Origin of the sequence: Vibrio sp. THAF64, assembly GCF_009363455.1 — a bacterium.
GTDB lineage: Bacteria > Pseudomonadota > Gammaproteobacteria > Enterobacterales > Vibrionaceae > Vibrio > Vibrio coralliilyticus.
In genome coordinates, this window is the sequence record NZ_CP045355.1 from 1,827,534 (window position 1) to 1,852,186 (window position 24,653).

The 24,653-nt window shown below is 45.2% G+C and carries 26 protein-coding genes; 12 read left to right on the top strand and 14 right to left on the bottom strand.

What is annotated here, in order from left to right; translation table 11 throughout:
- Position 1: 1 nt before the first annotated feature.
- The 5 genes from ccoS to ttcA all read left to right on the top strand — a co-directional run bounded on the left by ccoS (position 2) and on the right by ttcA (position 3,822).
- A complete protein-coding gene (gene ccoS, locus FIU99_RS08365; protein ID WP_006962265.1) occupies positions 2–166 on the top strand; it encodes a cbb3-type cytochrome oxidase assembly protein CcoS in 165 nt (54 codons plus the stop codon).
- Complete coding sequence (locus tag FIU99_RS08370) at positions 163–834, top strand: sulfite exporter TauE/SafE family protein (protein WP_152472178.1); 672 nt, start codon at positions 163–165, stop codon at positions 832–834. The genes ccoS and FIU99_RS08370 overlap by 4 nt, the downstream gene beginning before the upstream one ends.
- A 91-nt stretch (positions 835–925) precedes the next feature.
- Positions 926–1,675, top strand: coding sequence for an FNR family transcription factor (locus FIU99_RS08375; protein ID WP_006962268.1), 750 nt, complete (start codon positions 926–928; stop codon positions 1,673–1,675).
- A 129-nt stretch (positions 1,676–1,804) separates the two neighbouring features.
- Positions 1,805–2,752 carry a universal stress protein UspE gene (gene uspE, locus FIU99_RS08380; RefSeq protein ID WP_006962270.1) on the top strand — a complete coding sequence of 316 codons (948 nt, stop codon included), beginning with the start codon at positions 1,805–1,807 and terminating at the stop codon, positions 2,750–2,752.
- A 137-nt stretch (positions 2,753–2,889) separates the two neighbouring features.
- Positions 2,890–3,822 carry a tRNA 2-thiocytidine(32) synthetase TtcA gene (ttcA, locus tag FIU99_RS08385; RefSeq protein ID WP_006962272.1) on the top strand — a complete coding sequence of 311 codons (933 nt, stop codon included), beginning with the start codon at positions 2,890–2,892 and terminating at the stop codon, positions 3,820–3,822.
- 63 nt (positions 3,823–3,885) lie between these two features.
- On the opposite strand, the gene FIU99_RS08390 is transcribed toward ttcA, so the two are convergent.
- Genes FIU99_RS08390 through FIU99_RS08400 form a run of 3 tightly spaced genes read right to left on the bottom strand, consistent with a single transcriptional unit; the run spans position 3,886 to position 6,199 of the window.
- Positions 3,886–4,545: a DUF2987 domain-containing protein gene (locus tag FIU99_RS08390; RefSeq protein WP_006962274.1), complete on the bottom strand. Its 660-nt coding sequence runs from the start codon at positions 4,543–4,545 to the stop codon at positions 3,886–3,888.
- 12 nt (positions 4,546–4,557) lie between these two features.
- Entirely contained in the window at positions 4,558–5,403 is an 846-nt protein-coding gene (locus FIU99_RS08395) for a glucosaminidase domain-containing protein (RefSeq protein WP_039952422.1), read from the bottom strand.
- Entirely contained in the window at positions 5,396–6,199 is an 804-nt protein-coding gene (locus FIU99_RS08400) for a hypothetical protein (RefSeq protein WP_006962279.1), read from the bottom strand. The genes FIU99_RS08395 and FIU99_RS08400 overlap by 8 nt, the downstream gene beginning before the upstream one ends.
- Positions 6,200–6,565: 366 nt before the next feature.
- On the opposite strand from FIU99_RS08400, the gene potA reads away from it, so the two are divergent.
- From potA to FIU99_RS08430, 6 genes are all read left to right on the top strand, one after another.
- Entirely contained in the window at positions 6,566–7,699 is a 1,134-nt protein-coding gene (gene potA / locus FIU99_RS08405) for a spermidine/putrescine ABC transporter ATP-binding protein PotA (RefSeq protein ID WP_080555960.1), read from the top strand.
- Positions 7,680–8,540, top strand: a complete 861-nt coding sequence (gene potB, locus FIU99_RS08410; RefSeq protein ID WP_006962283.1) for a spermidine/putrescine ABC transporter permease PotB — start codon at positions 7,680–7,682, stop codon at positions 8,538–8,540. The genes potA and potB overlap by 20 nt, the downstream gene beginning before the upstream one ends.
- A complete protein-coding gene (gene potC, locus FIU99_RS08415) occupies positions 8,540–9,310 on the top strand; it encodes a spermidine/putrescine ABC transporter permease PotC (protein ID WP_006962284.1) in 771 nt (256 codons plus the stop codon). Before potB ends, potC begins: the two co-directional genes overlap by 1 nt.
- A gap of 122 nt (positions 9,311–9,432) precedes the next feature.
- Positions 9,433–10,467, top strand: coding sequence for an extracellular solute-binding protein (locus FIU99_RS08420; RefSeq protein ID WP_006962286.1), 1,035 nt, complete (start codon positions 9,433–9,435; stop codon positions 10,465–10,467).
- Positions 10,468–10,640: 173 nt separating this feature from the next.
- Positions 10,641–11,678, top strand: a complete 1,038-nt coding sequence (locus FIU99_RS08425; RefSeq protein WP_006962287.1) for an extracellular solute-binding protein — start codon at positions 10,641–10,643, stop codon at positions 11,676–11,678.
- An 81-nt stretch (positions 11,679–11,759) separates the two neighbouring features.
- The gene (locus FIU99_RS08430; protein WP_019274975.1) at positions 11,760–12,554 is read left to right on the top strand and encodes a GGDEF domain-containing protein; all 795 of its coding nucleotides are present in this window, start codon (positions 11,760–11,762) and stop codon (positions 12,552–12,554) included.
- Between the two features lies 1 nt (position 12,555).
- On the opposite strand, the gene cobB is transcribed toward FIU99_RS08430, so the two are convergent.
- The 11 genes from cobB to FIU99_RS08485 form a co-directional block, all read right to left on the bottom strand.
- Positions 12,556–13,293, bottom strand: a complete 738-nt coding sequence (gene cobB, locus FIU99_RS08435) for a Sir2 family NAD+-dependent deacetylase (RefSeq protein WP_006962289.1) — start codon at positions 13,291–13,293, stop codon at positions 12,556–12,558.
- A gap of 162 nt (positions 13,294–13,455) precedes the next feature.
- Positions 13,456–14,676 (bottom strand): ammonium transporter, encoded by a 1,221-nt coding sequence (locus FIU99_RS08440; RefSeq protein WP_006962290.1) that lies wholly within the window; start codon positions 14,674–14,676, stop codon positions 13,456–13,458.
- Between the two features lie 292 nt (positions 14,677–14,968).
- Entirely contained in the window at positions 14,969–15,385 is a 417-nt protein-coding gene (locus FIU99_RS08445) for a hypothetical protein (RefSeq protein ID WP_006962291.1), read from the bottom strand.
- The gene (locus FIU99_RS08450; RefSeq protein ID WP_006962292.1) at positions 15,369–16,415 is read right to left on the bottom strand and encodes a formate dehydrogenase subunit gamma; all 1,047 of its coding nucleotides are present in this window, start codon (positions 16,413–16,415) and stop codon (positions 15,369–15,371) included. The genes FIU99_RS08445 and FIU99_RS08450 overlap by 17 nt, the downstream gene beginning before the upstream one ends.
- 14 nt (positions 16,416–16,429) lie before the next feature.
- On the bottom strand, positions 16,430–17,038 hold the full coding sequence (fdh3B, locus tag FIU99_RS08455) for a formate dehydrogenase FDH3 subunit beta (RefSeq protein WP_006962293.1): 609 nt from the start codon (positions 17,036–17,038) through the stop codon (positions 16,430–16,432).
- 11 nt (positions 17,039–17,049) lie between these two features.
- On the bottom strand, positions 17,050–19,905 hold the full coding sequence (locus FIU99_RS08460; protein ID WP_006962294.1) for a formate dehydrogenase subunit alpha: 2,856 nt from the start codon (positions 19,903–19,905) through the stop codon (positions 17,050–17,052).
- Between the two features lie 11 nt (positions 19,906–19,916).
- The gene (locus tag FIU99_RS08465; RefSeq protein ID WP_006962295.1) at positions 19,917–20,117 is read right to left on the bottom strand and encodes a twin-arginine translocation signal domain-containing protein; all 201 of its coding nucleotides are present in this window, start codon (positions 20,115–20,117) and stop codon (positions 19,917–19,919) included.
- Between the two features lie 60 nt (positions 20,118–20,177).
- On the bottom strand, positions 20,178–20,816 hold the full coding sequence (locus FIU99_RS08470) for a molecular chaperone (RefSeq protein ID WP_039952427.1): 639 nt from the start codon (positions 20,814–20,816) through the stop codon (positions 20,178–20,180).
- A 3-nt stretch (positions 20,817–20,819) separates the two neighbouring features.
- Complete coding sequence (locus tag FIU99_RS08475; protein WP_006962297.1) at positions 20,820–22,481, bottom strand: 4Fe-4S dicluster domain-containing protein; 1,662 nt, start codon at positions 22,479–22,481, stop codon at positions 20,820–20,822.
- A 182-nt stretch (positions 22,482–22,663) separates the two neighbouring features.
- Positions 22,664–23,143 carry a DUF3306 domain-containing protein gene (locus FIU99_RS08480; protein ID WP_006962298.1) on the bottom strand — a complete coding sequence of 160 codons (480 nt, stop codon included), beginning with the start codon at positions 23,141–23,143 and terminating at the stop codon, positions 22,664–22,666.
- Positions 23,133–23,597: a DUF3305 domain-containing protein gene (locus FIU99_RS08485; RefSeq protein ID WP_006962299.1), complete on the bottom strand. Its 465-nt coding sequence runs from the start codon at positions 23,595–23,597 to the stop codon at positions 23,133–23,135. The genes FIU99_RS08480 and FIU99_RS08485 overlap by 11 nt, the downstream gene beginning before the upstream one ends.
- 181 nt (positions 23,598–23,778) lie before the next feature.
- Between FIU99_RS08485 and FIU99_RS08490 the strand changes: the two genes are divergently transcribed.
- Entirely contained in the window at positions 23,779–24,558 is a 780-nt protein-coding gene (locus FIU99_RS08490) for a formate dehydrogenase accessory sulfurtransferase FdhD (RefSeq protein WP_050778653.1), read from the top strand.
- Positions 24,559–24,653 lie beyond the last annotated feature (95 nt).

The following is a 24,653-nucleotide window of genomic DNA, read 5'->3' on the forward strand; positions in this document are numbered from 1 at the left end:
GATGGAAAGCCTTTATATTCTTATCCCAATTGCTATCGTTTTGGTTTGTGTTGCCATTGCAATCTTCCTCTGGGCGGTAAAAAGCGATCAGTTTGAGGATTTGGAGCGACAGGGTCACAATATTTTGTTCGACGAAGACGAGAAAAACGAGAGCAAGACCAAATGACGCCAGACTGGTTAGGTGCCTTGCTGATCGGTGTCATCGGTGCAGGACACTGCATGGGGATGTGTGGAGGCATTGCCTCCATGCTTACTATGGGGCAAGCCAATAGCTCGAAGCTAGTCCCTGTCTTCTACAACCTCGGTAGACTAATAAGCTATGCCATCATAGGTGCTATTGTTGGTGGCGCCATCTCTTCCATCGCTGAAGTCAGTACAATGAACAATGCGCTAACATGGCTAAGGTTAGGTGCCGCTGTGTTTATGATTCTATTGGCTTTTTATATTGGTCGATGGTGGCAAGGGCTACTTTATGTTGAGAAGATAGGCCAGAAACTGTGGAAGTTCATCTCGCCAGCAGGTAAATCCTTACTGCCATTAAAATCTCCGTTCCATGCTCTTCCTTTTGGCTTTATCTGGGGTTGGTTACCATGTGGGTTAGTGTACTCCACATTAACTTGGTCTGCGGTATCGGGGAGCGCGTTAAATGGCGCTCTAATCATGTTAGCGTTTGGCGCTGGTACTCTACCTGCTATGCTGCTCATGGGCTTTGGCGCAACCTATTTACACAAGTTGCAACAATCGTCGATATTTCGTAACTTCGGGGCGTTATTGATCTTATCTTACGGGATCTACACGGCTTACGGTGCGGTAACTATATTATCACTAACATGATATACCCCTGTTTTTCTGCGGCTTTTTTAGCTACCCTTTAGTATTAATGAGTGCTAAAATATTGATGTATATCAAATCGTGAAAGGTTGTTATGATTTCTGAAAAGCCTGCAACAAAACGCATCCAATCCGGCGGATGTGCTATTCACTGTCAAGACTGTAGTATCAGCCAACTGTGTATTCCATTTACACTGAATGAGTCTGAGCTTGACCAATTAGATCAGATTATTGAACGTAAAAAGCCAATCCAAAAAGGACAAGAGCTTTTTAAAGCGGGCGATGATCTTAAGTCTTTATACGCGATTCGTTCTGGCACAATCAAAAGCTACACCATCACAGAACAAGGTGACGAGCAAATTACAGCTTTCCACTTAGCTGGTGATTTGGTTGGTTTTGACGCCATTACTGGCGACCTACACCCAAGTTTCGCGCAAGCACTTGAAACTTCGATGGTATGCGAAATTCCATACGAAATCTTAGATGACCTTTCAGGTAAAATGCCTAAACTTCGTCAGCAAATCATGCGTTTGATGAGTAACGAAATCAAAGGCGACCAAGAAATGATCCTGCTTCTATCTAAGAAGAATGCAGAAGAGCGCTTGGCGGCATTCCTATACAACCTGTCAACTCGATTCTCTCAACGCGGCTTCAGCCCTCGTGAGTTCCGTTTAACCATGACGCGTGGTGACATTGGTAACTACCTAGGTCTAACAGTTGAAACCATTTCTCGTTTGTTAGGTCGTTTCCAGAAATCAGAAATCCTCAGCGTTAAGGGCAAGTACATCACGATTCTTGATCATGATACCCTCATGGAACTGGCTGGTGTTTCGACAGAATCTTAATAACTTCAATGACGTAGCTCAAAACTGAGCTACGTCATACTTTTTTCACCTTCCTCACTGTTTTTCTAAAAATCTTCATCTAGCTAGGCTACATTAATCATATAACTCTCCCACTCCCAAGGAGTTACTATGAGTATCTATAACAAAATACTAGTTGTTGCTGACATCAATAAAGATGAACAACCCGCTTTAGCCCGTGCCATGCAGCTTGCTGCGAAAAGTCGTTCTCGTAGTCACGTGACTTTCTTCCTATCCATCTACGACTTTTCTTATGACATGACGTCAATGCTCTCTATCGATGAGCGTGACGCAATGCGCCGTGGTGTCATTGGCCAACGTGAGCAATGGATGCAAAACGTCGCTAAACCCTACATTAACGAAGACATTGATTTTGAAGTAAAAGTCGTGTGGCACAATCGCCCTTATGAAGCCATCGTCGCTGAGACATTCGCGGGTAGCCATGACATCGTGATTAAAGGCACGCGTAAGCACGATGTTCTAGAGTCAGTGATTTTCACGCCAACGGACTGGCACTTGCTACGTAAATGCCCTTGCCCGGTGTTATTGGTGAAAAATGCCGATTGGCCTGAAGATGCCAGCATTCTCGCCTCTGTCCATGTTGGCTCTGAAAATGACACCCACTTAGGCTTAAACGACAGTATGGTCGAACAGCTTAAAAGCCTCACCGAACGCTTAGGAGCCCAACCTTACCTGGTTAACGCCTACCCTGTGACTCCTGCTAACATTACAATCGAACTGCCTGAGTTCGATCCGACAACCTATAGCGATGCAGTACGCGGCCACCACCTAACCGCAATGAAAGCACTGCGCCAAAAGCATGGTTACGACGAGCAACAAACCATTGTAGAGCAAGGCCTTCCTGAAGACGTCATTCCAGAATCCGCTGAAAAGCTTAATGCAGCAATGGTTATCGTCGGCACAACAGGCCGCACAGGTTTGTCTGCTGTGTTTATCGGTAATACCGCGGAGCACGTCATTGATAAGATCAACTGTGACGTTCTGGCTCTGAAACCTAAAGGGTATATCAGCCCATTAGACCCTAAAACAGCGGTATAACTTAGGACTTCGAATCCCCTCAAGGTAACTTGAGGGGATTTTTTATAGTCTTCTATTATTAGAACTGGCATCTGACTCATTTATCCGTATTATACGCACTTCATTTTGGTTTCATGATTGATTAAGACTGCAAGCGAATGACTGAGCAAACTCAAGAGCTAACAAAAGCTCAACAATACAATTTCAACAAGTTACAAAAGCGTATTCGTCGTAATACAGGCCAAGCGATTCAAGACTTCAACATGATTGAAGAAGGCGATCGCATTATGGTGTGTCTGTCTGGCGGTAAAGATAGCTTTACTATGCTTGATATTCTGATGAGTTTGCAAAAAAGCGCACCGATTAACTTCTCGCTAATTGCAGTTAACCTAGACCAAAAACAGCCGGGGTTTCCGGGCCATATTCTTCCTGAATACCTAGAGTCTTTAGGTGTTGAATACAAAATCGTAGAGGAAGATACTTACTCGATTGTTCAGGATAAGATCCCTGAAGGTAAGACGACTTGTTCTCTATGTTCTCGCCTACGTCGCGGCATTCTATACCGTACCGCGAACGAACTTGGTGCAACTAAGATTGCTCTAGGTCACCACCGTGACGATATTTTGGAAACACTGTTCCTAAACATGTTCCACGGCGGAAAGATGAAAGGCATGCCGCCTAAGCTGGTATCAGATAACGGTGAGCATGTGGTGATTCGCCCACTAGCTTACTGTCGTGAGAAGGACATCATTAAATTCTCTGACATGCGTGGTTACCCTATCATTCCATGTAACCTTTGTGGTTCTCAGCCAAACCTGCAGCGTCAGAATATCAAACAAATGCTAAACGACTGGGATAAGCGCTTCCCAGGCCGAATTGAAAGTATGTTCCGTGCAATGCAAAACGTTGTTCCAAGTCACTTAGCGGACCATGAGCTTTTCGATTTTAAATCGATCGACAAAGACTCAGGTGTTATTAACGGTGGCGATATCGGTTTCGACAAAGAAGAAATGCCAAAGCAGCCTATTGTTGATGAAGATATGGTTCAGGAATTTGATCCTAGCTTACAACTTGATGTCACCAACATCTAAACGCATTTAGAATTAAAAAAAAGGGTCGCAACAGCGACCCTTTTTGCATAAACACCCAGCGGATTAGTTAGCTTTAGGCAGGTAAGGCAGGACACGAGCTGTTTCTTGAGGCAGTGTCATCTTGCCGCCTTCACCGATATCTGATAGTGCGACCTGCACTTTTCCATCAACGATGTCTTTGCTCGAACCGTTAGAGAATTCTACTTTTGAATTCAATTTGTTAGCAAACTCAAGCGTCACCCCTTCTACATCTGGAGTAAACCAGCTTGCAAACATGCCCCCCAAATCTTCAAGCATGGCCTGCATCTGCGGCATCAGCTTTTCTACATCAGCGTACGCGATCTCACCGTTAAAGGGTTCTTTCGTCATCACAACCATAGAGAAGTCACATCGCTGATCCATTGGCGTTTGAACAAAAACAAGTGGGTTAGCTGATTTAAGGTTGTTGTCCAGTGGAACAATCAACTCATGGTATGGCGAAGATTTCAGCTCTTCATAGTGTTCTTCTTTTTCCATCCATGCTTTCTCAATAACACAGTTTTGCTTTGTATCGGCATTAAGGAAGAAGAAACCGACTTTTACATCTTCATGCCCTTCTTTCACATTCTGCTTCATATGAGTGAAGAGCTTTGAATAGGTAAACATGTATTCTTGCGCAGAGACAGGTAACGCCGCAGCAGAAGTCACCGCGGCAGTTAAAAGGGCTAACGATAATTTTTTCATTGAATATAATACTTATTTTTTAGTAAGGGTGTCTTCCCAGAACGCCTGATTGTGCCTGATCATCGCTTGTAAGTCCTTGACGTATGCCTCACCTCGCTCAGAGTATTTCAGCAAGCCATTAGTCAAAGCAATAGCGGCATCAGTGTCTGTCAGGCTTTCACCTCTTAGATGGCGTTGGTAGCGAATTTCACGCAATTCTTCGTAAGCACGATTACGGTTAACGTTCATAAAGTAGCCCTGTATGGACTGCTGTACAGAACTGAATTTTGCGACTTCATGTGTCATACCCTCTCCCCGCTGTAACGGAATGAGACCACAACCCGAGCTATAGCACCATTGGCCGAAATAATTGTTGGCTTGGGTGGCAAATCGCGATGTCCCCCAAGCAGACTCATTCGCACCCTGCACTAGTACTAACGCTTCTGGAATAACATCTACACGATGAAACATTTGATCAAGCCATTGCTGGCTAATTCCCTTGGAGCCCAGCAGCTCCACGTTATAAAGTTTTCCTAATCGCTTTGCGTAACTCGTGTCATCATTGGAAAGCTGATCAGATTTGAAGTTAGCTTGTATTTTATCTAATCGACTTCTCTCATTAAGAATGCGTTGATTTTCCAAAGCAATGCCCGGGCGCAGATAGTCGAAAAACGTTTGTTTCTTTTCCGTCACATTGGTGATAGCTGAAAAGTCAGGCGCTTGACCTACAGAATGACCATCAAACGATATAGATTGCTCTGTCGTTTGGGCCTGCTTTCTACGCTCGCGTTCCTGAGCTTCATTTTTCTCATAGCTATAAAAACTACAGCTGGCGATTAGGCCAGCTGCAGCGATAGCAATGAATTCACTTTTACGCATTGAACACTTGTGAATCGTCGTCATTGTCATCCTCATCTTTCGGTCTGTCCGTTGCGACAACCTTGAGTTTGATACCGAACATATTGCGATAGATGATGCCCTTCACGTGGAAGAAGAACGGTAAAACAAAGATTAACCCCAGACCATAGAACATGGCTCCTGCCACGAACATTAACATAACCAATGAATAGATCCCTGCCAAAACAAAAATCTTTTTATTCACCGCACGTAAAGACAGTAATAAAGATTGCATTGGTGGGATCTGCTTCTCACAAATGAGAAGGATGGAGTTGCTGAATGCAAGAGACAAATACATAGACAGAAACGGCAGGAGCATGCCTGCAATTCCTTGAAGCAATAAGCTAAACAAGGTCGCCAAAATAACAGGAACCGTATATTGAAGCCCTTTGCCAATATGGCGAGGCTTTGTTGATAAGCCAGCGGCATGGCTCATTGCCATTAAGCTAATACCTGCATAGATAGGTGCGCTCACTACTTCATAACTGAAGTTTGCGACAAATATTGCCTGGATGATTCTTGGATCAATACCTTCAGGGTTTGTCACAGCATCAAGAATGATTGAAGGGTCACCAAGTTGCAGTTTTAATGCAACATAGAAAATCGCGAGTTGGACGATAAGCAGAATGATAATAGCGGGAGAAAACGACAAGAAGTTTTTGATCGTATGACCCCACGCTTCTCTGAAAACTTCACCTGCTTTTATTTCGTAGTTACCGGAAAGAGCACGTTCGACACTTCCACCTAAATTGAAATCTTTTTCAATGTCATTATTCATTATTGAATCCGGTGCTTAATGAATCTTTCACTAAGCTAACTTGTTGATTAAGAGTTATGTTGCGATATCCCGACATTATACTGAATCCTTTCCAAGTCCAAAATCGATTCACGCTCATCCGCTTGCTTTATTGCCTACATGGTTGATAATTGACCATTAAATGCGTAAGTAAAGCCAAAAGTTGCCTTAGATTTTCTATGTTTCAGGCATTAAATTTGTCTAAAAACAGTATGGTAAGGAATGTTTACTTTTACCTGCAAAATTTTTTGTGTTTCAAGGTAAGAAAATGCTTTGATTTCACACTTTTGGTGATTATGATGCGCGCCTCGAAATTGTGTAATTACAGGTCATTTTCTGTTGGCCGGAGTGGGAGAAAAACAGACGTTGAACGCTAAACCAAAAGCAGGACAACCAGTTATCCGTTTAACTGGCATTAGCAAAAGTTTCGATGGTAAAGAAATTATCGGAAATCTTAACCTCGATGTGAACCACGGTGAATTCCTAACGATTTTAGGCCCATCCGGTTGTGGTAAAACTACGGTATTGAGGATGATTGCTGGTTTTGAGGCCGCTGATAATGGCGACATCATTCTTGATAACCAGAATGTTACTCAAGTCCCTGCTGAACAAAGGCACGTCAACACTGTATTTCAAAGTTACGCCCTGTTTCCACACATGACCGTGTTTGAAAACGTTGCTTTTGGCTTGCGTATGCAAAAAGTGCCGGCAGCTGACATCGAACCGCGTGTTATGGAAGCATTGAAAATGGTTCGTCTTGAGAAAATGGCTCAGCGCAAACCACACCAGCTTTCAGGTGGTCAACAGCAGCGTATCGCCATCGCACGCGCTGTCGTCAATAAACCTAAGGTGTTACTGCTTGATGAGTCTCTGTCTGCACTGGATTACAAACTCCGTAAACAGATGCAAATTGAGCTTAAACAGCTTCAGCGCCAGCTTGGCATCACCTTTATCTTCGTGACACACGATCAGGAAGAAGCTTTGTCCATGTCAGATCGCATTATAGTTATGCGTGATGGCGTTATTGAACAAGATGGCTCTCCACGAGAGATTTACGAAGAACCTAAGAACTTGTTCGTTGCTCGCTTCATTGGTGAAATTAACGTATTCGATGCAACCATGATTAAACGCATGGATGACAAACGAATTCGCGCTGAAATCGAAGGTGTAGAATCGATCGTTTACTACGATAAAGAAGCACTAACCGGTGACAAGCTACAAGTTCTGCTCCGCCCAGAAGATCTTCGCCTAGAAGAAATCAAAGAGTCCGAGCAAAAAGGGATTGTTGGCCACGTAACAGAACGTACTTATAAAGGTATGACTCTAGATTCTGTGATTGAATTGGAATCAGGCATGCGCGTCATGGTCAGCGAGTTCTTTAACGAAGATGATCCTGATGTGGACCATTCATTGGGACAGAAAGTGGCGATTACTTGGGTTGAAAGCTGGGAGGTCGTTCTCAATGATAAGCAAGAAGCTTAATCTGCAGAACGCCATCATCACACTGGTCGTCGGTTGGCTAGCGCTGTTTGTGCTTGTACCCAACCTAATGATTATTGGTACCAGTTTTCTGACTCGTGATGAAGCGAATCTAATTGAACTCACTTTCACGTTCGACAACTACATTCGTCTGATGGATCCGCTGTATGCGAAGGTGCTTTGGCACTCTTTCTATATGGCAATCATTGCAACTCTATTGTGTTTGGTGATTGGTTATCCTTTTGCTTATATCGTTGCGAAGATGCCTGAGAAATGGCGACCTATCATGCTGTTTTTGGTCATAGTGCCTTTTTGGACCAACTCACTCATCCGAACGTATGGTCTTAAGATTGTGCTTGGGACGCAAGGTGTGTTGAACAAATCACTCATGGCAATGGAAATCATCGATAAGCCTATTCGTTTGATGTACACAGAGACGGCGGTGATGATCGGCCTAGTCTATATCCTATTGCCATTTATGATTTTGCCGCTCTACTCTGCTATTGAGAAGCTCGATAATACATACATTGAAGCAGCGAAGGATCTTGGAGCAAACAAGTTTCAGACAATCACTAAAGTCATTCTGCCGCTCACCATGCCAGGTATCATCGGCGGATGTTTATTAGTGCTTCTTCCTGCGTTAGGCATGTTCTACATTGCTGATCTACTCGGCGGGGCGAAAAACCTGCTTATTGGTAACGTGATTAAAAGTCAGGTTCTCAATGCCAGAGACTGGCCGTTTGGAGCGGCGACAAGTATCGCGCTCACTATTGCCATGGCGATCATGCTTTATGCCTACTATCGAGCAGGCAAGTTATTGAACAAGAAAGTGGAGCTAGACTGATGGGACGTACAGTTAGATTTAGCTTTATGGCGTTGGTGTATGCGTTCTTGTACCTGCCAATCATCGTATTGATCGTTAACTCGTTTAACGCCAATAAATTCGGCATGAAATGGGGAGGCTTTACCACTAAATGGTACGAAACATTAGTTAACAATGACAGCTTGATGCAAGCCGCTTGGCACTCACTGAATGTCGCTATTTTTTCTGCGACAGCAGCGACTGTGATCGGCAGCCTAACGGCCGTTGCCCTGTTCCGCTATACGTTTAAAGGAAAAGGTGCAGTCAATGGCATGTTATTCGTTGTTATGATGTCACCAGACATTGTTATGGCTATCTCTCTGCTCGCGCTGTTCTTGGTATTAGGTGCACAACTGGGTTTTTTCACCTTGTTGATTGCACACATCACCTTCTGTTTACCGTTTGTTGTGGTTACGGTTTACAGCCGCTTAAATGGCTTTGATGTGAAAATGCTTGAAGCCGCTAAAGACCTTGGTGCTAGCGAATGGGTGATTCTCAAACAAATCATTCTGCCACTGGCGAAACCTGCAGTGGCCGCAGGTTGGTTGCTAAGTTTTACGCTTTCTCTGGACGATGTCATCATCAGCTCGTTCGTGACCGGGCCAACCTATGAGATATTGCCACTCAAGATCTACTCAATGGTTAAAGTGGGAATCTCTCCTGAGGTGAATGCGCTGGCCACTGTCATGCTGATTGTTTCACTGATCTTAGTCGTGATTTCTCAGTTACTGGCGAGAGAAAAAGTTAAATAGATTTGAATCTTTTTTCATGAAACAGAATGGCTTGATGCCATTCTGTTTTTCTATCGACCGCCGTTTATGCTTACGCGATTACTCAATAGCATTCGGCAACGTTTGGTTTGGAGCTAACGTCAATGAAAAAATGGGCTACTTTTTTAGCTGGTAGTGCATACGCGCTTTCACTGTTCTCAAGTTCAGTGCTCGCCGATGAAAACAAAGAATTGGTATTTATGAACTGGGGGCCATACATCAGTAGCAGCCTTCTGGAGCAATTTACCAAGGAGACAGGTATTAAGGTTATTTACTCGACTTATGAGTCAAATGAAACCTTGTATGCCAAGCTAAAGACACACAATCAAGGGTACGATTTGGTTGTACCCTCGACATATTTCGTCGCCAAAATGCGCGATGAAGGTATGTTGCAAAAAATCGATAAATCTAAACTAAGCAACTTCAATAATCTGGATAAAAACTATCTAGATAAACCTTATGACCCTAACAATGACTACTCTATCCCCCACGTAGTTGCGATTACCGGTCTAGCGGTTAACGCCGATATGTATGACCCTAATGACTTTCAGAGCTGGGCAGATTTGTGGAATCCGGAGCTTGAAGGTCAGGTCATGCTGATGGATGACACACGTGAAGTGTTCCATATTGCGCTACGAAAATTAGGTTATTCGGGCAATTCAACTGATGCGAAACAAATCGACGAAGCTTACGCTGAGCTGCAAAAGTTAATGCCTAACGTTCTAGTGTTTAACTCTGATAATCCGGGTGCGCCTTATATGTCAGGTGAAGTTGGCGTAGGCATGCTTTGGAATGGCAGTGCAGCGGCGGCTCAAAGTGAAGGTATGAACCTTAAACTGGTATTCCCTAAAGAGGGAGGAATTGGTTGGGTGGATAACTTTGCGATTTCATCCGGTGCAGCAAACGTAGACGCAGCGCATAAGATGATCGACTTCCTTCTAAGGCCTGAAATAGCGGAGCAAATCTCTCGTGACACTGGCTACCTAACCGCCGTTGAAGCGTCGAACGCGAAGTTTAAAGATGTTGCCCCGCTCTTCCCTTCTCAAGAAGATCTAGATCGTGTTGAATGGCAAGATGCGGTTGGTGATCTGACGATGAAATATGAAGATTACTTCATGAAGCTCAAAGCAGGTCAATAAGCATTCATTTTCTTCGAAATAGGCAGCATTAGCTGCCTATTTTCGTTATTGGCTGATATAATTCTTTTCTGTATGGTTTGTCGTTACGATAAACATCTTTACTCACGGCTTTATCTCCAAACATCGTCAGGGCTGACGGTTTACTGATTCAGCAAAAACAAAACGGAAAAAGAATGAAAAGTAAATTCTATGCAAGTGCACTTTGCGCAGCGTCTCTGATCGCTTCACCTGCAATGGCTGCTGATCAAGAACTCTACTTCTACAACTGGTCTGAATACATTCCAAATGAAGTTCTTGAAGACTTTACGAAAGAAACTGGAATCAAGGTTATTTACTCTACCTACGAGTCAAATGAAAGCATGTATGCCAAGCTTAAGACTCAAGGATCGGGTTACGATTTAGTAGTACCGTCTACTTATTTCGTTTCTAAGATGCGTAAAGAAGGTATGCTGCAAGAAATCGACAAGAAAAAACTGTCGCACTTCGCTGATCTTGATACAAACTTCCTGAACAAGCCTTTCGACCCGAACAACAATTATTCTATCCCTTATATCTGGGGTGCGACAGGCATTGGTATTAACTCTGACATGCTGGACAAGTCTTCTGTCACCAAATGGGACGACTTCTGGGACAGCAAATGGGAAGGCCAGTTGATGCTCATGGATGACTCACGTGAAGTTTTCCATATCGCATTAACTAAACTGGGTTACTCACCAAACACAACGAACCCAGACGAGATTAAAGCAGCCTACGAAGAACTGAAGAAGCTAATGCCAAATGTACTGGTGTTCAACTCAGACTTCCCTGCAAACCCGTACTTAGCTGGTGAAGTATCTCTAGGTATGCTTTGGAACGGCTCTGCTTACATGGCTCGTCAGGAAGGCGCATCCATTGACATTATCTGGCCAGAAAAAGGCACTATCTTCTGGATGGATAGCCTAGCGATTCCTGCAGAAGCGAAGAATGTGGATGCAGCTCATAAGATGATCGATTTCCTTCTACGCCCAGAAAATGCAGCGAAAATCGCTCTAGAAATCGGCTATCCAACTCCTGTTGCAACAGCGCATAAGTTGCTACCTGAAGAATTTGCAAACGATCCAAGCATCTTCCCGCCTCAAGAAGTGATGGACAGTGGAACCTGGCAAGACGAAGTTGGTGAAGCAAGCGTGCTATACGACGAGTACTTCCAAAAGTTAAAAGTTGACAACTAAAAACGTAAACTTGTTTTCAGTTATATACTTAATAAAGCGGCTCAAGCCGCTTTATTTGTTTTCTCATGGATCGAGGACGCTATGATTGTAAGGTACAAAAGATTCCTGTCTGGCTTCTGCGTGCTGTCTGGGCTTGCGATACTGGTTACGACAATCAGTTATCAAACCAACCCTGAATCCTATAGTGACCTTCTTTTTGAGGCCAATACTCTATTCGTTCTTCTTTTCATATACTTCGTATCGCGTGAATTATACCGCAACAACACCTTCATAAAATGGGGGTTGATACTCCTAGTCGTCAATCAAGCTTATGATATCTTGACGGAAATTCCCGTTTTAGATCAATGGACAGACAATAACGAATTCACCCATACATTGATTGAAGATGGGGGAATCCAAATTGCCTATCTATTAATTGCTTTCGGTGTGACCCGGTTGTTTCGCCAAATGAGCGAGCATGCGTATACAGATGAGCTAACAGGGCTTTTTAACCGTAAGAAGCTGTTCTCGATCGCACGTAAACAGTTTGATTTAATCTACATCGACTTAGATGGCCTCAAGCAAATCAACGACACTCAAGGGCACGCCAGTGGCGATTTAGCCATCATCCGTTTCGCGCAAGCCGTCAATGCATCGGTAAGCCCTACGGATAAAGCATTTCGCATCGGCGGAGATGAGTTTGTAATTGTGGTTGGCCCGGGAGAAGGTGAAGCCTTCATCGATAGAATCAAAAAAGACTTGGTCGAAGAACAAATCCTATTCAGCTACGGCATTGAGGCCTCTACACCTGAAACCTTAAAAGAGAACCTGATAAAAACGGATAAAGCTATGTATGAAATGAAAAACTCTCAGCGCAAAGGCGCCGAGAGTGACTGAATTAAGCGTGTTTAACGTTTGGCTCTTGCAACGCTAAGATTTCTTCGACCAGCTTAGGTACCTCGATACTTGCTTTACCATAGCGTTTTTCTTCAAACTCACTCTCAACCGCACTAGGTTCAAGATTGATTTCAAGCGTATGCGCTCCGTGCATTTTTGCATCATGTACAAACCCTGCGGCTGGATATACCACCCCAGACGTACCAATCGAGATAAACAAATCGGCTTTTTCTAATGATTCGTAGATATCGCCCATTCGCAAAGGCATCTCTCCGAACCAGACAACGTGAGGTCGCATCTGAGAAGGAATTTGACAGCAGTGACAAAGGTCTCCTGTCTTAACTTCACCCTTCTCTTCAACAACCTGATTAGATTCACTGCATCGTGCTTTCAGTAGCTCTCCATGCATATGAATCACATTCACACTTCCACCGCGCTCATGAAGGTTATCAATATTTTGCGTGATGATGGTTACTGTACCCTCGAGTTCTTTCTCAAGGCGCGCCAAAGCTAAATGTGCGGCATTGGGTTCTATACCCTCTTCCTGAAGCTTTAAACGACGCTGATTGTAGAAGTCCTGCACGAGGTCTGGATTGCGATCAAAACCCTCGGGCGTAGCCACATCTTCAATGCGATGATCTTCCCATAAACCATCCTGAGCTCTAAAAGTCTGAATCCCTGACTCAGCCGAAATACCTGCCCCAGTAAGTACAACGACGTTTCGATACGGAAATTTCATACGACATTCCTTTCTCTTATGCTTTTTTGCTAGCTTAGCACTTAGAGTTAAGCATCAGAAGCGGTTGGAATTAGACCATGGTCGCACCCATTCAAGTTCTACTGTATTTATGTGAAGTGAAACAAAAAAGCGGCCCAAAGGCCGCTTTAGAATATTGTTTGTTTAGTCTTCACTGGTAGAAGAAATCTTATGGATAGCTAGATCTGCACCGTTGTACTCGTCTTCTTCTGATAAGCGTAGCCCTGATACTTTATGGATGACCCCATAGACGATTAACGCACCGACAAGAGCAACTGTGATGCCAGCTAAAGTACCAAGCACCTGTACACTGACACTCACGCCTCCCAAACCGCCTAGTGCGCTTTGGCCAAATATCCCTGCGGCAATGCCGCCCCACGCGCCACATACGCCATGTAAAGGCCAAACCCCCAGTACATCATCAATCTTGGTTTTATTTTGCAAGTACGTAAACAGGTAAACAAACAAGGCACCCGCAATACCACCTGTAATTAGAGCACCAATAGGATGCATCAGATCTGAGCCAGCACATACAGCAACCAAACCAGCAAGTGGGCCATTGTGAATGAAGCCGGGGTCATTTTTACCCGCAATCAAAGACACAACAATGCCTCCTACCATCGCCATTAGAGAGTTCATTGCAACAAGGCCGCTGATTCCATTAAGTGTTTGTGCTGACATGACGTTAAACCCAAACCAGCCCACACACAAAATCCAAGCGCCAAGCGCGAGAAATGGAATATTGGAAGGAGCAAAGTTAGTGTGCTTTCCGGCGCGAATTCGACCTTTCCTCATACCAAGGAACACTACCGCAACTAATGCGATCCAGCCCCCTACACCATGGACAACAACGGACCCTGCAAAATCGTGGAATCCGTAACCAAAGTGGTCTTCAAACCAGGATTGCAGACCAAAGTTTCCGTTCCATATCATGCCTTCAAATACAGGATATACGAGCCCAACGGTGAAAAAGGTCGCAACAAGTACCGGGTAAAAACGAGCTCTCTCTGCAATTCCCCCTGATACAATCGCTGGTATTGCGGCAGCAAACGTCAGTAAAAAGAAGAATTTGACCAATTCATAACCGTTACCTTGAGACAAAGTTTGGGCATCAGCAAAAAAGTTAGCACCATACGCAACCCAATAGCCGATAAAGAAATAAGCAATTGCAGAAATACCAAAGTCAGCGAGTATTTTAACCAGTGCGTTAACCTGATTTTTGTGTCGCACCGTTCCAACTTCAAGGAAGGCAAACCCAGCGTGCATTAAAAATACCATAATGGCGCCGAGTAGAAGGAAAAGAGTATCGGAACTCTGGGTCAAGGTTTGAACCGCTCCGTGAACCTGACTGGCAGTTACGCTCATTGTAAAGTGTCTCCATCAATTCGCTACGCACTTATCCTGTGCACTAGCACAATAAAATCACCAAAGTGGTGACATCAATTTGAAAAGCGAATGTGGAGCAACGACCGTGCCAGCAAATCAACGGGAAGTCGAGAGCACCTATCTAGTTGATAGGTATAAATTTAATAATTACAGCACGCCCATAGTAAATGATAGATTTAAAATTAATCGCACTAAGATGGTGACAGAGCACCATGCTGTAGCGCGTTAACTTGGTGCAAAAAAAGCCCTGAGATAACAGGGCTATGTACATTTAAAGGTTCGGCCCTTTATTGAATGAAAACGGCTGATTCGCCCGTAGTTTGGTCATACCTTGATACATACGTACAAACCAGACAGCAATAGCTATTGCCCCAAAGAGGATACCTACATAGGGAATGTAGTAAGCGATATCATCAATAATATGGTTCTGATACCAGTAATCATTCACGCCTTTCAAAACCCCATTAGACGTTGCGACAGTGATGATAAGAACAACGAAATAGATCAGATTGAGAAAGAAAGTACGAATCAAACCATAATAGTGTGAATCAATTACTTCTCCATCCTGACCTTTATCCAGCCTGTAACCCGCATAGACAATCGCTACAACACCTGAAATCAAGCAAGTAAGTGGCGTAAAAATACTTAGGATGTACGCTATCCAAATTCCTTTATGAGATTTGTTCATTGGTTTGCACTCCTTTTACGCTATCATGCTCCGAAGCTCCTTGGTGCTCTTTCGCCTTCATTTCCTCGTACCACAGGTCATGATGTTCTTTTGCCCAAGTTTCATCGACTTCGCCCGTCACCATGCCTTCCAGTGCGCCTTCCATTCCAAACAAACCAATGTAGATATGGAAAATAAAGCCACAAATCAGGATCAGAGCAGCAACCATATGGACGAGATTCGACATCTCCATATCACGTCGCGTTTGTCCGAAGATCGGGAAGTCCAGAACTAAGCCACTCAGCGCAACCGCGGTTCCAACTACGATAAGTAGCCAGAACAGAGCCTTTTCACCTGCATTGGAAAACTCAGCAGAAGGATGAGAGCCCTTGTGTTTACCGACCATGCCACCCAATTTCATAAACCAAACAAGGTCGACTTTCTTGAAGATCGACTTGCGCCACCATTTCACTAGTACGCAAATCAGCAGCACATAGAAGATTGGCCCAATGTAGTTGTGGTATTGCTTGGCCAACATAATGATGAAACCCCACAACTCTGATGGAATGTACGGCTTAAGGAAGTGTTTACCGTAAACCAACATCAATCCACTAAAGGCTAATGTTAAGAACGTAAACGCCATACTCCAGTGCAATGCTCGATCAAATCGAGACCAACGCTTGATTTTTTTACCTGTTCTTGGCGCACTGAGCATCAGAGGGCCAATCACGATGTACATCAGTGTCACGAACGCAATACTGCCAAAGATGGCGACTGCGCCTGCCGGAGACATCCACTTTTCTTTGAGAATGTACCAAGTCTGGCCGGGAGCACTGATCAGCATCCCATGCTCTGGGAATTGAGAAGTAGTGTAGCCCTCTTCTCCCTGACGAACCTGACGCCAGAAATCCGCGCCAGCCAATTGAGACATTTCTCGTTGTGCAACATCAGCTTTTTTTTGCTCTGCCTGAGCAGGCAATGAAAAAGCAAACATTAATGCTGCCATGATCGACAGCATTAAAAGAGATGCACGTTTAAACATTGAAAACATGACCATCTCCAACGTTAGCTTTTGGTGGCGTCGTAAGACAGGTCATTACCGTTCGTCCAGCCTGCGCCCTTCGCGCCGCGCTCAACTACACGCTGACGGAAAATGTCCGAGACTTTCTCTGCATCACCCGCTAGCAAAGCTTTCGTCGAACACAAAGATGCACACATAGGCAGCTTACCTTCAGCAATGCGGTTTGCACCGTACTTCTGACGCTCTTCCACTGACCCTGCTTCGGTTTCAGGGCCACCAGCACAGAAAGTGCATTTGTCCATTTTTCCACGCTCGCCAAACGCTTCCTGCTTAGGAAACTGAGGTGCACCAAAAGGACAGGCAAACAAACAGTAACCACAACCGATACAAAGATCTTTGTTATGAAGCACAATGCCATCTTCGGTGTGTTCAAAGCAGTCTGCCGGGCACACCGCCATACAAGGTGCATCAGTACAGTGCATGCACGCTACTGAGATTGAGTTCTCGCCCGGTTCACCATCATTTAGTGTGACCACGCGACGACGCTGAATACCCCACTCAAGCGCATCATCATTTTCGTTCTTACACGCAGTGACACAGCCGTTACATTCGATGCAGCGCTTGGTATCACATAGGAATTTCATTCTAGCCATTGGTTAACTCCTTACGCTTTACGAATGTTACAGAGGGTGACTTTGGTTTCCTGCATCTGAGTGACAGGATCATAGCCATAGGTAGTGGCAATATTGGCGGAATCACCAATGACGTAAGGGTCCGTCCCTTCTGGGTATTTATCTCGCAAATCTTCGCCCTGGAACTTGCCACCAAAGTGGAATGGGATAAATGCCATGCCCGGCTTCACTCGACGTGTCACCATTGCTTTGACGTGAATGCGGCCTTTCTCTGCACCTTCAACCCAAACCATGTCTCCGTCGCGGAAACCAAGGTCGTTGGCGTCTTTCGGGTTCACCTCAACAAACATTTCTTGTTGAAGTTCAGCAAGCCAAGGGTTTGAACGAGTTTCTTCACCGCCACCTTCATATTCAACCAAGCGGCCTGAAGTCAGGATGATCGGATACTCACCAGATTTATCCTGATCCTGAATTGATTTGTACATGGTTGGCAGTCGATAGATAGATTCACTGTCATCCCAAGTCGGATAATCCGCCACTAAATCTCGACGTGGCGTATACAACGGCTCACGGTGTAAAGGTACGCGGTCAGGGAATGTCCAGACGATGGCACGAGCTTTCGCGTTACCAAAAGGGATACATCCGTGCTTAATCGCAACCCGCTGAATGCCGCCAGACAAATCCGTCTTCCAGTTTTTGCCTTCTGCCGCGGCTTTTTCTTCAGCAGTTAGGTCATCCCACCAACCGAGAGACTTCAATAACTTATCGCTGAATTCAGGGTAGCCATCTTCAATCTCACTGCCTTTTGAGTAGCTGTCTTCCGCCAGAAGATTGTGACCTTCGTACTCAACACCGTATCTTGCGCGGAAATTACCACCTCCCTTCGCAACCGGTTTAGACGTATCGTAGAGGATGTGTGTCCCTGGGTGTTTCATTTCTGGGGTGCCCCAACACGGCCAAGGAAGCCCATAAGTATCACCATGCGCTGGGCCACCTTCTGCCTCCAACGAGGTTTTATGGAAGGTGTGCCAGTTTTGCTGATGAGACTTCAAACGCTCTGGGCTTTGCCCGGTATAACCGATAGTCCACATCCCGCGGTTGAACTCACGTGTGATATCTTCGATGACTGGCTGGTTGTTTTCGACTTTAACATTCTTAAATAGCTGCTCTGCAAAACCGAGTTTCTTGGTCAGCAGGTACATGATTTCGTGATCAGGCTTAGAGTCGAAAAGTGGTTCTACGACTTGGTCTCGCCACTGAATCGAGCGGTTTGATGCCGTCACACTGCCGTGAGTTTCGAACTGCGTAGTCGCGGGAAGAAGGTACACGCCATCGGTGCGATCGTTCATGACCGCAGCCACTGTTGGGTAAGGGTCAACAATGACCATCATCTCCAGTTTCTTCATCGCAGTGCGCATTTCAACACCACGAGTCTGAGAGTTCACCGCGTGTCCCCAGTAAAACATTGCGCGGATATTATCTTTTTGCTCGATGTTGTCTTTGTTTTCAAGAACACCATCAATCCATCGCGAAACAGGAATCCCCATATTGTTCATTGGCTTTTTGCCGCGGTATTCATTTTGATCGAAACGCTTCTGAACCCATTCGTGATCGAGCCCCCACACTTTCGACCAATGCTTCCAAGCACCATCTGACAAGCCGTAATAGCCGGGCAAAGTATGCGACAAAACACCAAGGTCGGTTGCGCCCTGAACATTGTCGTGACCACGGAAAATGTTTGCACCACCGCCGGATTTACCCATGTTGCCCAATGCGAGTTCCAACACGCAATATGCACGCGTATTGTTGTTCCCTGTCGTATGCTGAGTACCACCCATACACCAGACAACACAACCCGGTCGATTTTCAGAAAGCAGCTTCGCAGCTTGGTATACATCCGCTTCAGTCACCCCCGTCACACGCTCTACTTCTGCTGGCGTCCATTTCGCGACTTCCTGACGGATTTCATCCATACCAAAAACGCGCTGACGAATGAATTCTTTGTCTTCCCATTGATTGGCAAACACATGCCAAAGGATGCCCCAGATAAACGCCACATCTGATCCCGGACGAAGTGACACGTAATGGTCAGATTTGGCTGCAGTGCGTGTTCGGCGAGGGTCAGCGACAACGATCTTACAGTTGTTCTTTTCTTTGGCGATTAAGATATGCTGCATCGCCACAGGGTGAGCCTCTGCGGGGTTAGAACCAATGAACAGCATCGATTTGCAGTTGTGCATGTCATTGAACGAGTTGGTCATCGCTCCATAGCCCCAAGTGTTCGCTACCCCGGCAACCGTGGTCGAGTGACAAATACGAGCCTGATGGTCGACATTGTTTGTTCCCCACAATGAGGCCATTTTACGGAACATGTAAGCCTGTTCATTACTGTGTTTCGCGCTACCTAGCCAGTAGACAGAATCTGGTCCGGAGTCTTTTCGGATATCCAGAATCTTATCGCCAATTTCTTCGATAGCCTGATCCCAAGAAAGCTTCTTCCACTTACCGCCTTCCAATTTCATCGGGTATTTCAAACGGCGCTCGCCGTGGCCGTGTTCACGCAAAGCGGCACCTTTCGCACAATGCCCACCAGCGTTAAATGGGTGGTCGAATGCAGGCTCCTGCCCTGTCCAGACACCATCTTGAACTTCGGCGTAAATACCGCAACCAACAGAACAGTGAGAACAAATCGTCCGCTTAACTTCGGTTTTCGCTTGAGGGTCCACAGACTTTGCTTCTGCTTTTCTAATCATCCCTGGAGCAAACAATCCAGCGCCTACAACAGCGCCACCCGCCGCCAACGAAGAGTTTCTCATGAATGCACGACGCGATACGCCAAGCGGGTTCCGTTCTTTGCTCACGCTGTCTGAGCGTTTAACTAATTTCATTGCTCTGCTCCTTACAGCGTGTCGTAGAAATCACGAATATGTTGGGTTTCGCGATAACCTTTTGATTTCGCGTTTTCTTTCTCCGGCTGTACAGCTTCAGCCGCTGTCGCAGCATTGGCTGTTCCTGCAACGACAGCCCCGGCAACAGCAGCGGTAGTCAGCCCCTTTAAAAGGTCTCGACGGCTGGTATTAACATCTTTATTGTCTTTCATTTTGCTTCCTTACCAATAAGGTATCTGGAGACTGTTGTCTCTCTTCTCGACGTGAATGCTTTATCGCTGAGTCTGCTCGTATTCAGCGGCGTTTTTCATATCAATGCTTGAATGAGCTTTACCGCCTTTCACCTTTGCGCTGAACCGCACCTGTTCTAGTGTTAAGAACGCTCCGCATAGCTGAGCCACAGAAAGGTAAAAACGTGCGTGCTGAGCCTGCTTAACCTGACGAACAAAAGAGGTGAACCAAGGCGAAATGTGAGTATTGAAGAAATGTTGTTGCTGAGAATCTTGCTCGCGTACAAGCACCGCCATCACTTCACACAAGGCTGAAATATGGTCTTCTGGTTCTTTGATGCTGTCTTCTCTCTCCAGACCTAACAACTTCAGATCATGGCGGATGTTGGCAAGCGGCTTCTCCATCAAAGAACCAGTACGATGCCACGATGCAAACGGAACGACTTCGCCACGGCCTATACCAATAAACAGCTCGTGATATTCGTCTTCAAGTTCTGAGGCATTTACGTCAAGCGCCGCCTGCTTGAGAGCCTGCCATGCCGACTGCATATCACTAGGCGCGTTTTCAATTTCCAAATCAGCCAAAAATTGCACTAAATCCACGGTAGGACATTGGCGATACAACGCTGATAACATCAAGTAGATGTCAGCTCTTAAAGTAAGTTGTTCTTCCACTTTCATCTCCTAATAGTTCAGCTGTTTGGTCGGATCGTCAGCCATCGCTTCAAACATATCGATGACTCGGCAGTCCTCGCACATCGCGATACGGTTGAGCGCACTGTCATCATTAAAGTGAGAGTGACCACGTAACTTATTCTGAAGCATATCGATCATAGATTGAGGCGCGAAAGGTTTGTGGCAGCGTATACATTCCGCCGCCTTTTCTTCGTGAATCGTCGTAACTGACTGCCGAGCAGCCGCATCCCAGTTCATTCGAGGCGTCATAGTAAGAGCGTTTTCAGGGCAGGCTTTGGTACATAGCCCACATTGAACACAGTCTTGCTCAACAAATTTAAGCGATGGTGATTGGCCGTCAGTATGAAGTGCTCTGCTCGGACAAACAGCAACACAGCTCATGCACAATGTGCAGTCTTTACTTTCGCAAGAGATATTGCCGTAAGGCGCATTAGCAGGAAGCTCAACAAGGGTTTCAATAGGAGTTCGAGTCTGGGCAAGCGAATCAAGAGCGGTAAAAAGTCGCTGCCTTTTATTGCCTTGTAAGTCACCCAGTGACAAATCAAACGAGTCAACACGCAATTGTGGGCGACTCTCACTTAGCGATTCCATGTAGAGAATATCGATAGTGTCTCGGTCAATGCCGATTTGAGACAATAACTCCTGCGCTGTGGCAACTTCATTTTGCAAAACGCGTAATATCGTCGCTGGCATACGCTTGCTTGCGGCAAACAACACTTGTGTTGCTCCATTGACCAAAGCTGCAAACCAAGAGTCGATACCTACCGACGGAAGATCTTCAACCACAATAGGAACAACATTATCCGGCAACACATTTAGCGCCATAACGTTAAAGTTTTCGTGACGCTCACTGCATATCAGTACAACCGGAGCAACTCCTCCAGCTTGGTGATAATTCGCCAAAGTACGCTCAATAAATTTCTGAGTCTCTTGAGGGTTCGGCAATGCATAGTGGATAGCTTCTGTCGGGCAAGCCGTTGCACAAGTACCTACGCCCTGACACAAATACGGGTTGATTTCGATTCGATGACCCGTTTTGTCACTCCCTTCACTAGACAAAGCACCTGCGGGGCAAGCGTCAACACAGCGCTCACAGCCTTTAACCCCTCGTGAGCTATGCGCGCAGAGAGCGGTATCCAATCGAAAAAACTTCGGTTTATCGAACGTCCCCATTAAGTTTGGGATCTCTTCCAGAGCATCCGCAAGCTTTGGATAACCTCTGCCTACAGGGAAGTAACCCGGAGCGGGTACCTCTTCATCCATACAGCTATTGAGGCAAAGATCTAATACGATATCGAAGCATTGTTGATTGATGGCGACCTGAGCCAGATTGCTCCTCAAGCCATGGTTTTGTGTATGCACATCAAATGCGCCGAGAAACCCTGAGACTTGAACCTGATTGGCGTAATAAATATTGCCATGGCTGCCAGGCTCACCATCAGTAGATAGCAGTGTTAAGCTTCCCATTTGAGACAACTGCTCTGCGGCGCTTTCAATAATTGAAGTCGGCCCGATGACAAGTGTATGTCCCCCACTCTCATAACTGACCGTGGGAGGAATAAGGTTTGTCAGTTCAACGGTATTCTCAAACGCATAAAGACGCGCTTTACCATTCACTGACTGAGATTGTTGTAATAGTTGTTTTAGCATTGCTCTGTTCCAGCATTAAGAACATGAATTTTGTTTTATCCGTTCATTAGCAATTGCTATACCAATTTTAATATCATTAATTATCAGCTAGTTACAGTCATTCTTCTTACTAGAGAACCGAATAAAAAAAGGGTGAGACATTTTGTCCCACCCTCGTAATTGATTGTTTAGTCAAAATGTACCTATTTTTTGTGTGGTATATTTTGTCCCATCTCATCGACATCGGTTTCAGCACTTAAATCACTTTCTGTATTCAAAGGCTGTTCAACATCTGAACTATCAGACTCCACGTCAGTGGAATTTTCTTGCTCATCATCTTGATTCACCCACTCCCGAAGCTTGGCGGCTACGTCGGTGGATAAACTCTTCACCGCTTTGTAGTCGTGATCATAGTCATTGAGTCGGTCAACCTCACTAAACTCACCGGATAAGAACAGCTTTCTCAACGCCGCTTTCTTTACGGCTGATTCGGCTTCAGAGACCAATAACGCTGCCACACTCGTCTCTTCAGAGTCTTGCTCTAGCGTGATCTCTGTAGAGCTACCGTCACTTTCGAGTTGGCCTGCAGCGTCTTCAGGAGGCAGCTCGGTGAGGGAAGCGTTCTGTTCCTGCTCACCATCAAGCTTGCGTTTAGACCAACGCGATATAAAGCTACTTGCCACTTGAACGCCCCGCTCCTTTACGCTTTTTACGTTTTACTTCAAGCAGCTCACCATGACGACCTATGTACGCTTCTATCCAAGCTTGAACAGGCAACGGCATTTCATTAGATAACACCAGATAATCACCATCCATATACTGACCAGCAGCACTCTGCGAAGCCGTCAGTGAAACGATATGGGGTTGTTCTTCATTGTCTACAGCATCCAGAATCAGAAAAAGCTTCGGCTGTTGAGAACTTAGGTTGAAGCGGTAATCTGTTCTCTCATCTCGATGTAGTTGTAGCGTCGTTGTATTTTCGCTGTAACTGTCAGGTTGAAGCTCAAACCCAAGCAGCTGCCATTGCGTGGTTGACCATACTCCCGTCGAGATTTCATGGGATTTTAGGTCACAGTTCATGGACCACAAAGACTCAGATTTCTCTAGCTGAGCACTAACAATTTCTTGTTTTGACATACTTATTCGCTCAAATATTCATTTTGTTGTTTTCTAGCAATAACTGTACCTAAGGTCTGTGATTGGATTACGTGATGGGAACGGTATTTGCTTACCCCTTCAAAACCGCAAACAATCTAAAGCAGGAAACCTTGTAGTGAAACCTAACATCATCCGAACCAGTGAGAATCCACTGCAGACCATGGAAGTAGAAGTCTGCGATGAATATGGTGAAAAAATTGTCAAACAGGTCGCTTGTGAACGCCCTCTTACTGTGATGCTCAACTGGAAAGAAATCGTCACGCTGATGACATTAGGATCACGCCCTGAGTCTCTTGTACTTGGATACCTAAAAAACCAGAGTTTTCTTTCACACCCAGAGTTACTTGAGTCAGTCATCATCGATTGGGAAACCCATAGCGCAGCCGTTATCACGAAAGAAAACACTGAGCATCTTGAAAGTGCACTAAAAAAGAAAACCGTTACCTCAGGCTGTGGTCAGGGCACCATGTACGGCAATGTCATGAAGCAGCTTGAGAACTATCAGGTACCACAAATGAAACTCAAGCAATCGGAGATTTATTCTGCACTTGAGGCGCTCACTCACTACAACGACACCTACAAAAAAGCCGGTGCTGTTCATGGTTGCGCGATCTGTCGACACAATGAAGTGTTGTCTTTTGTCGAAGACGTCGGCCGACACAATGCTGTCGATACACTGGCCGGAGAAATGTGGCTAGAGAATCTAAGCGGCGAGGATAAAATCTTCTACACAACGGGTCGACTAACGTCAGAAATGGTCATCAAAGTAGCGCAGATGGGTATTCCAGTATTGCTTTCACGCTCTGGCGTTACCCAAATGGGGTTAGATTTAGCTAAAAAGTTTGGAATTACGACGATAGCAAGGGCTAAAGGGCTGAGATTTCAGGTTTTCACCGGAGCAGAAAAAATCGTATTTGATGTAAAAGGTGATATGAAATGACATTTATAAGTAGCTAACTTGCAAAACACCTCTCCAATGCTATTAGTTTTATATTCGCATTAACAAAACTGTCATAAAGCACATAATTAAAGCGA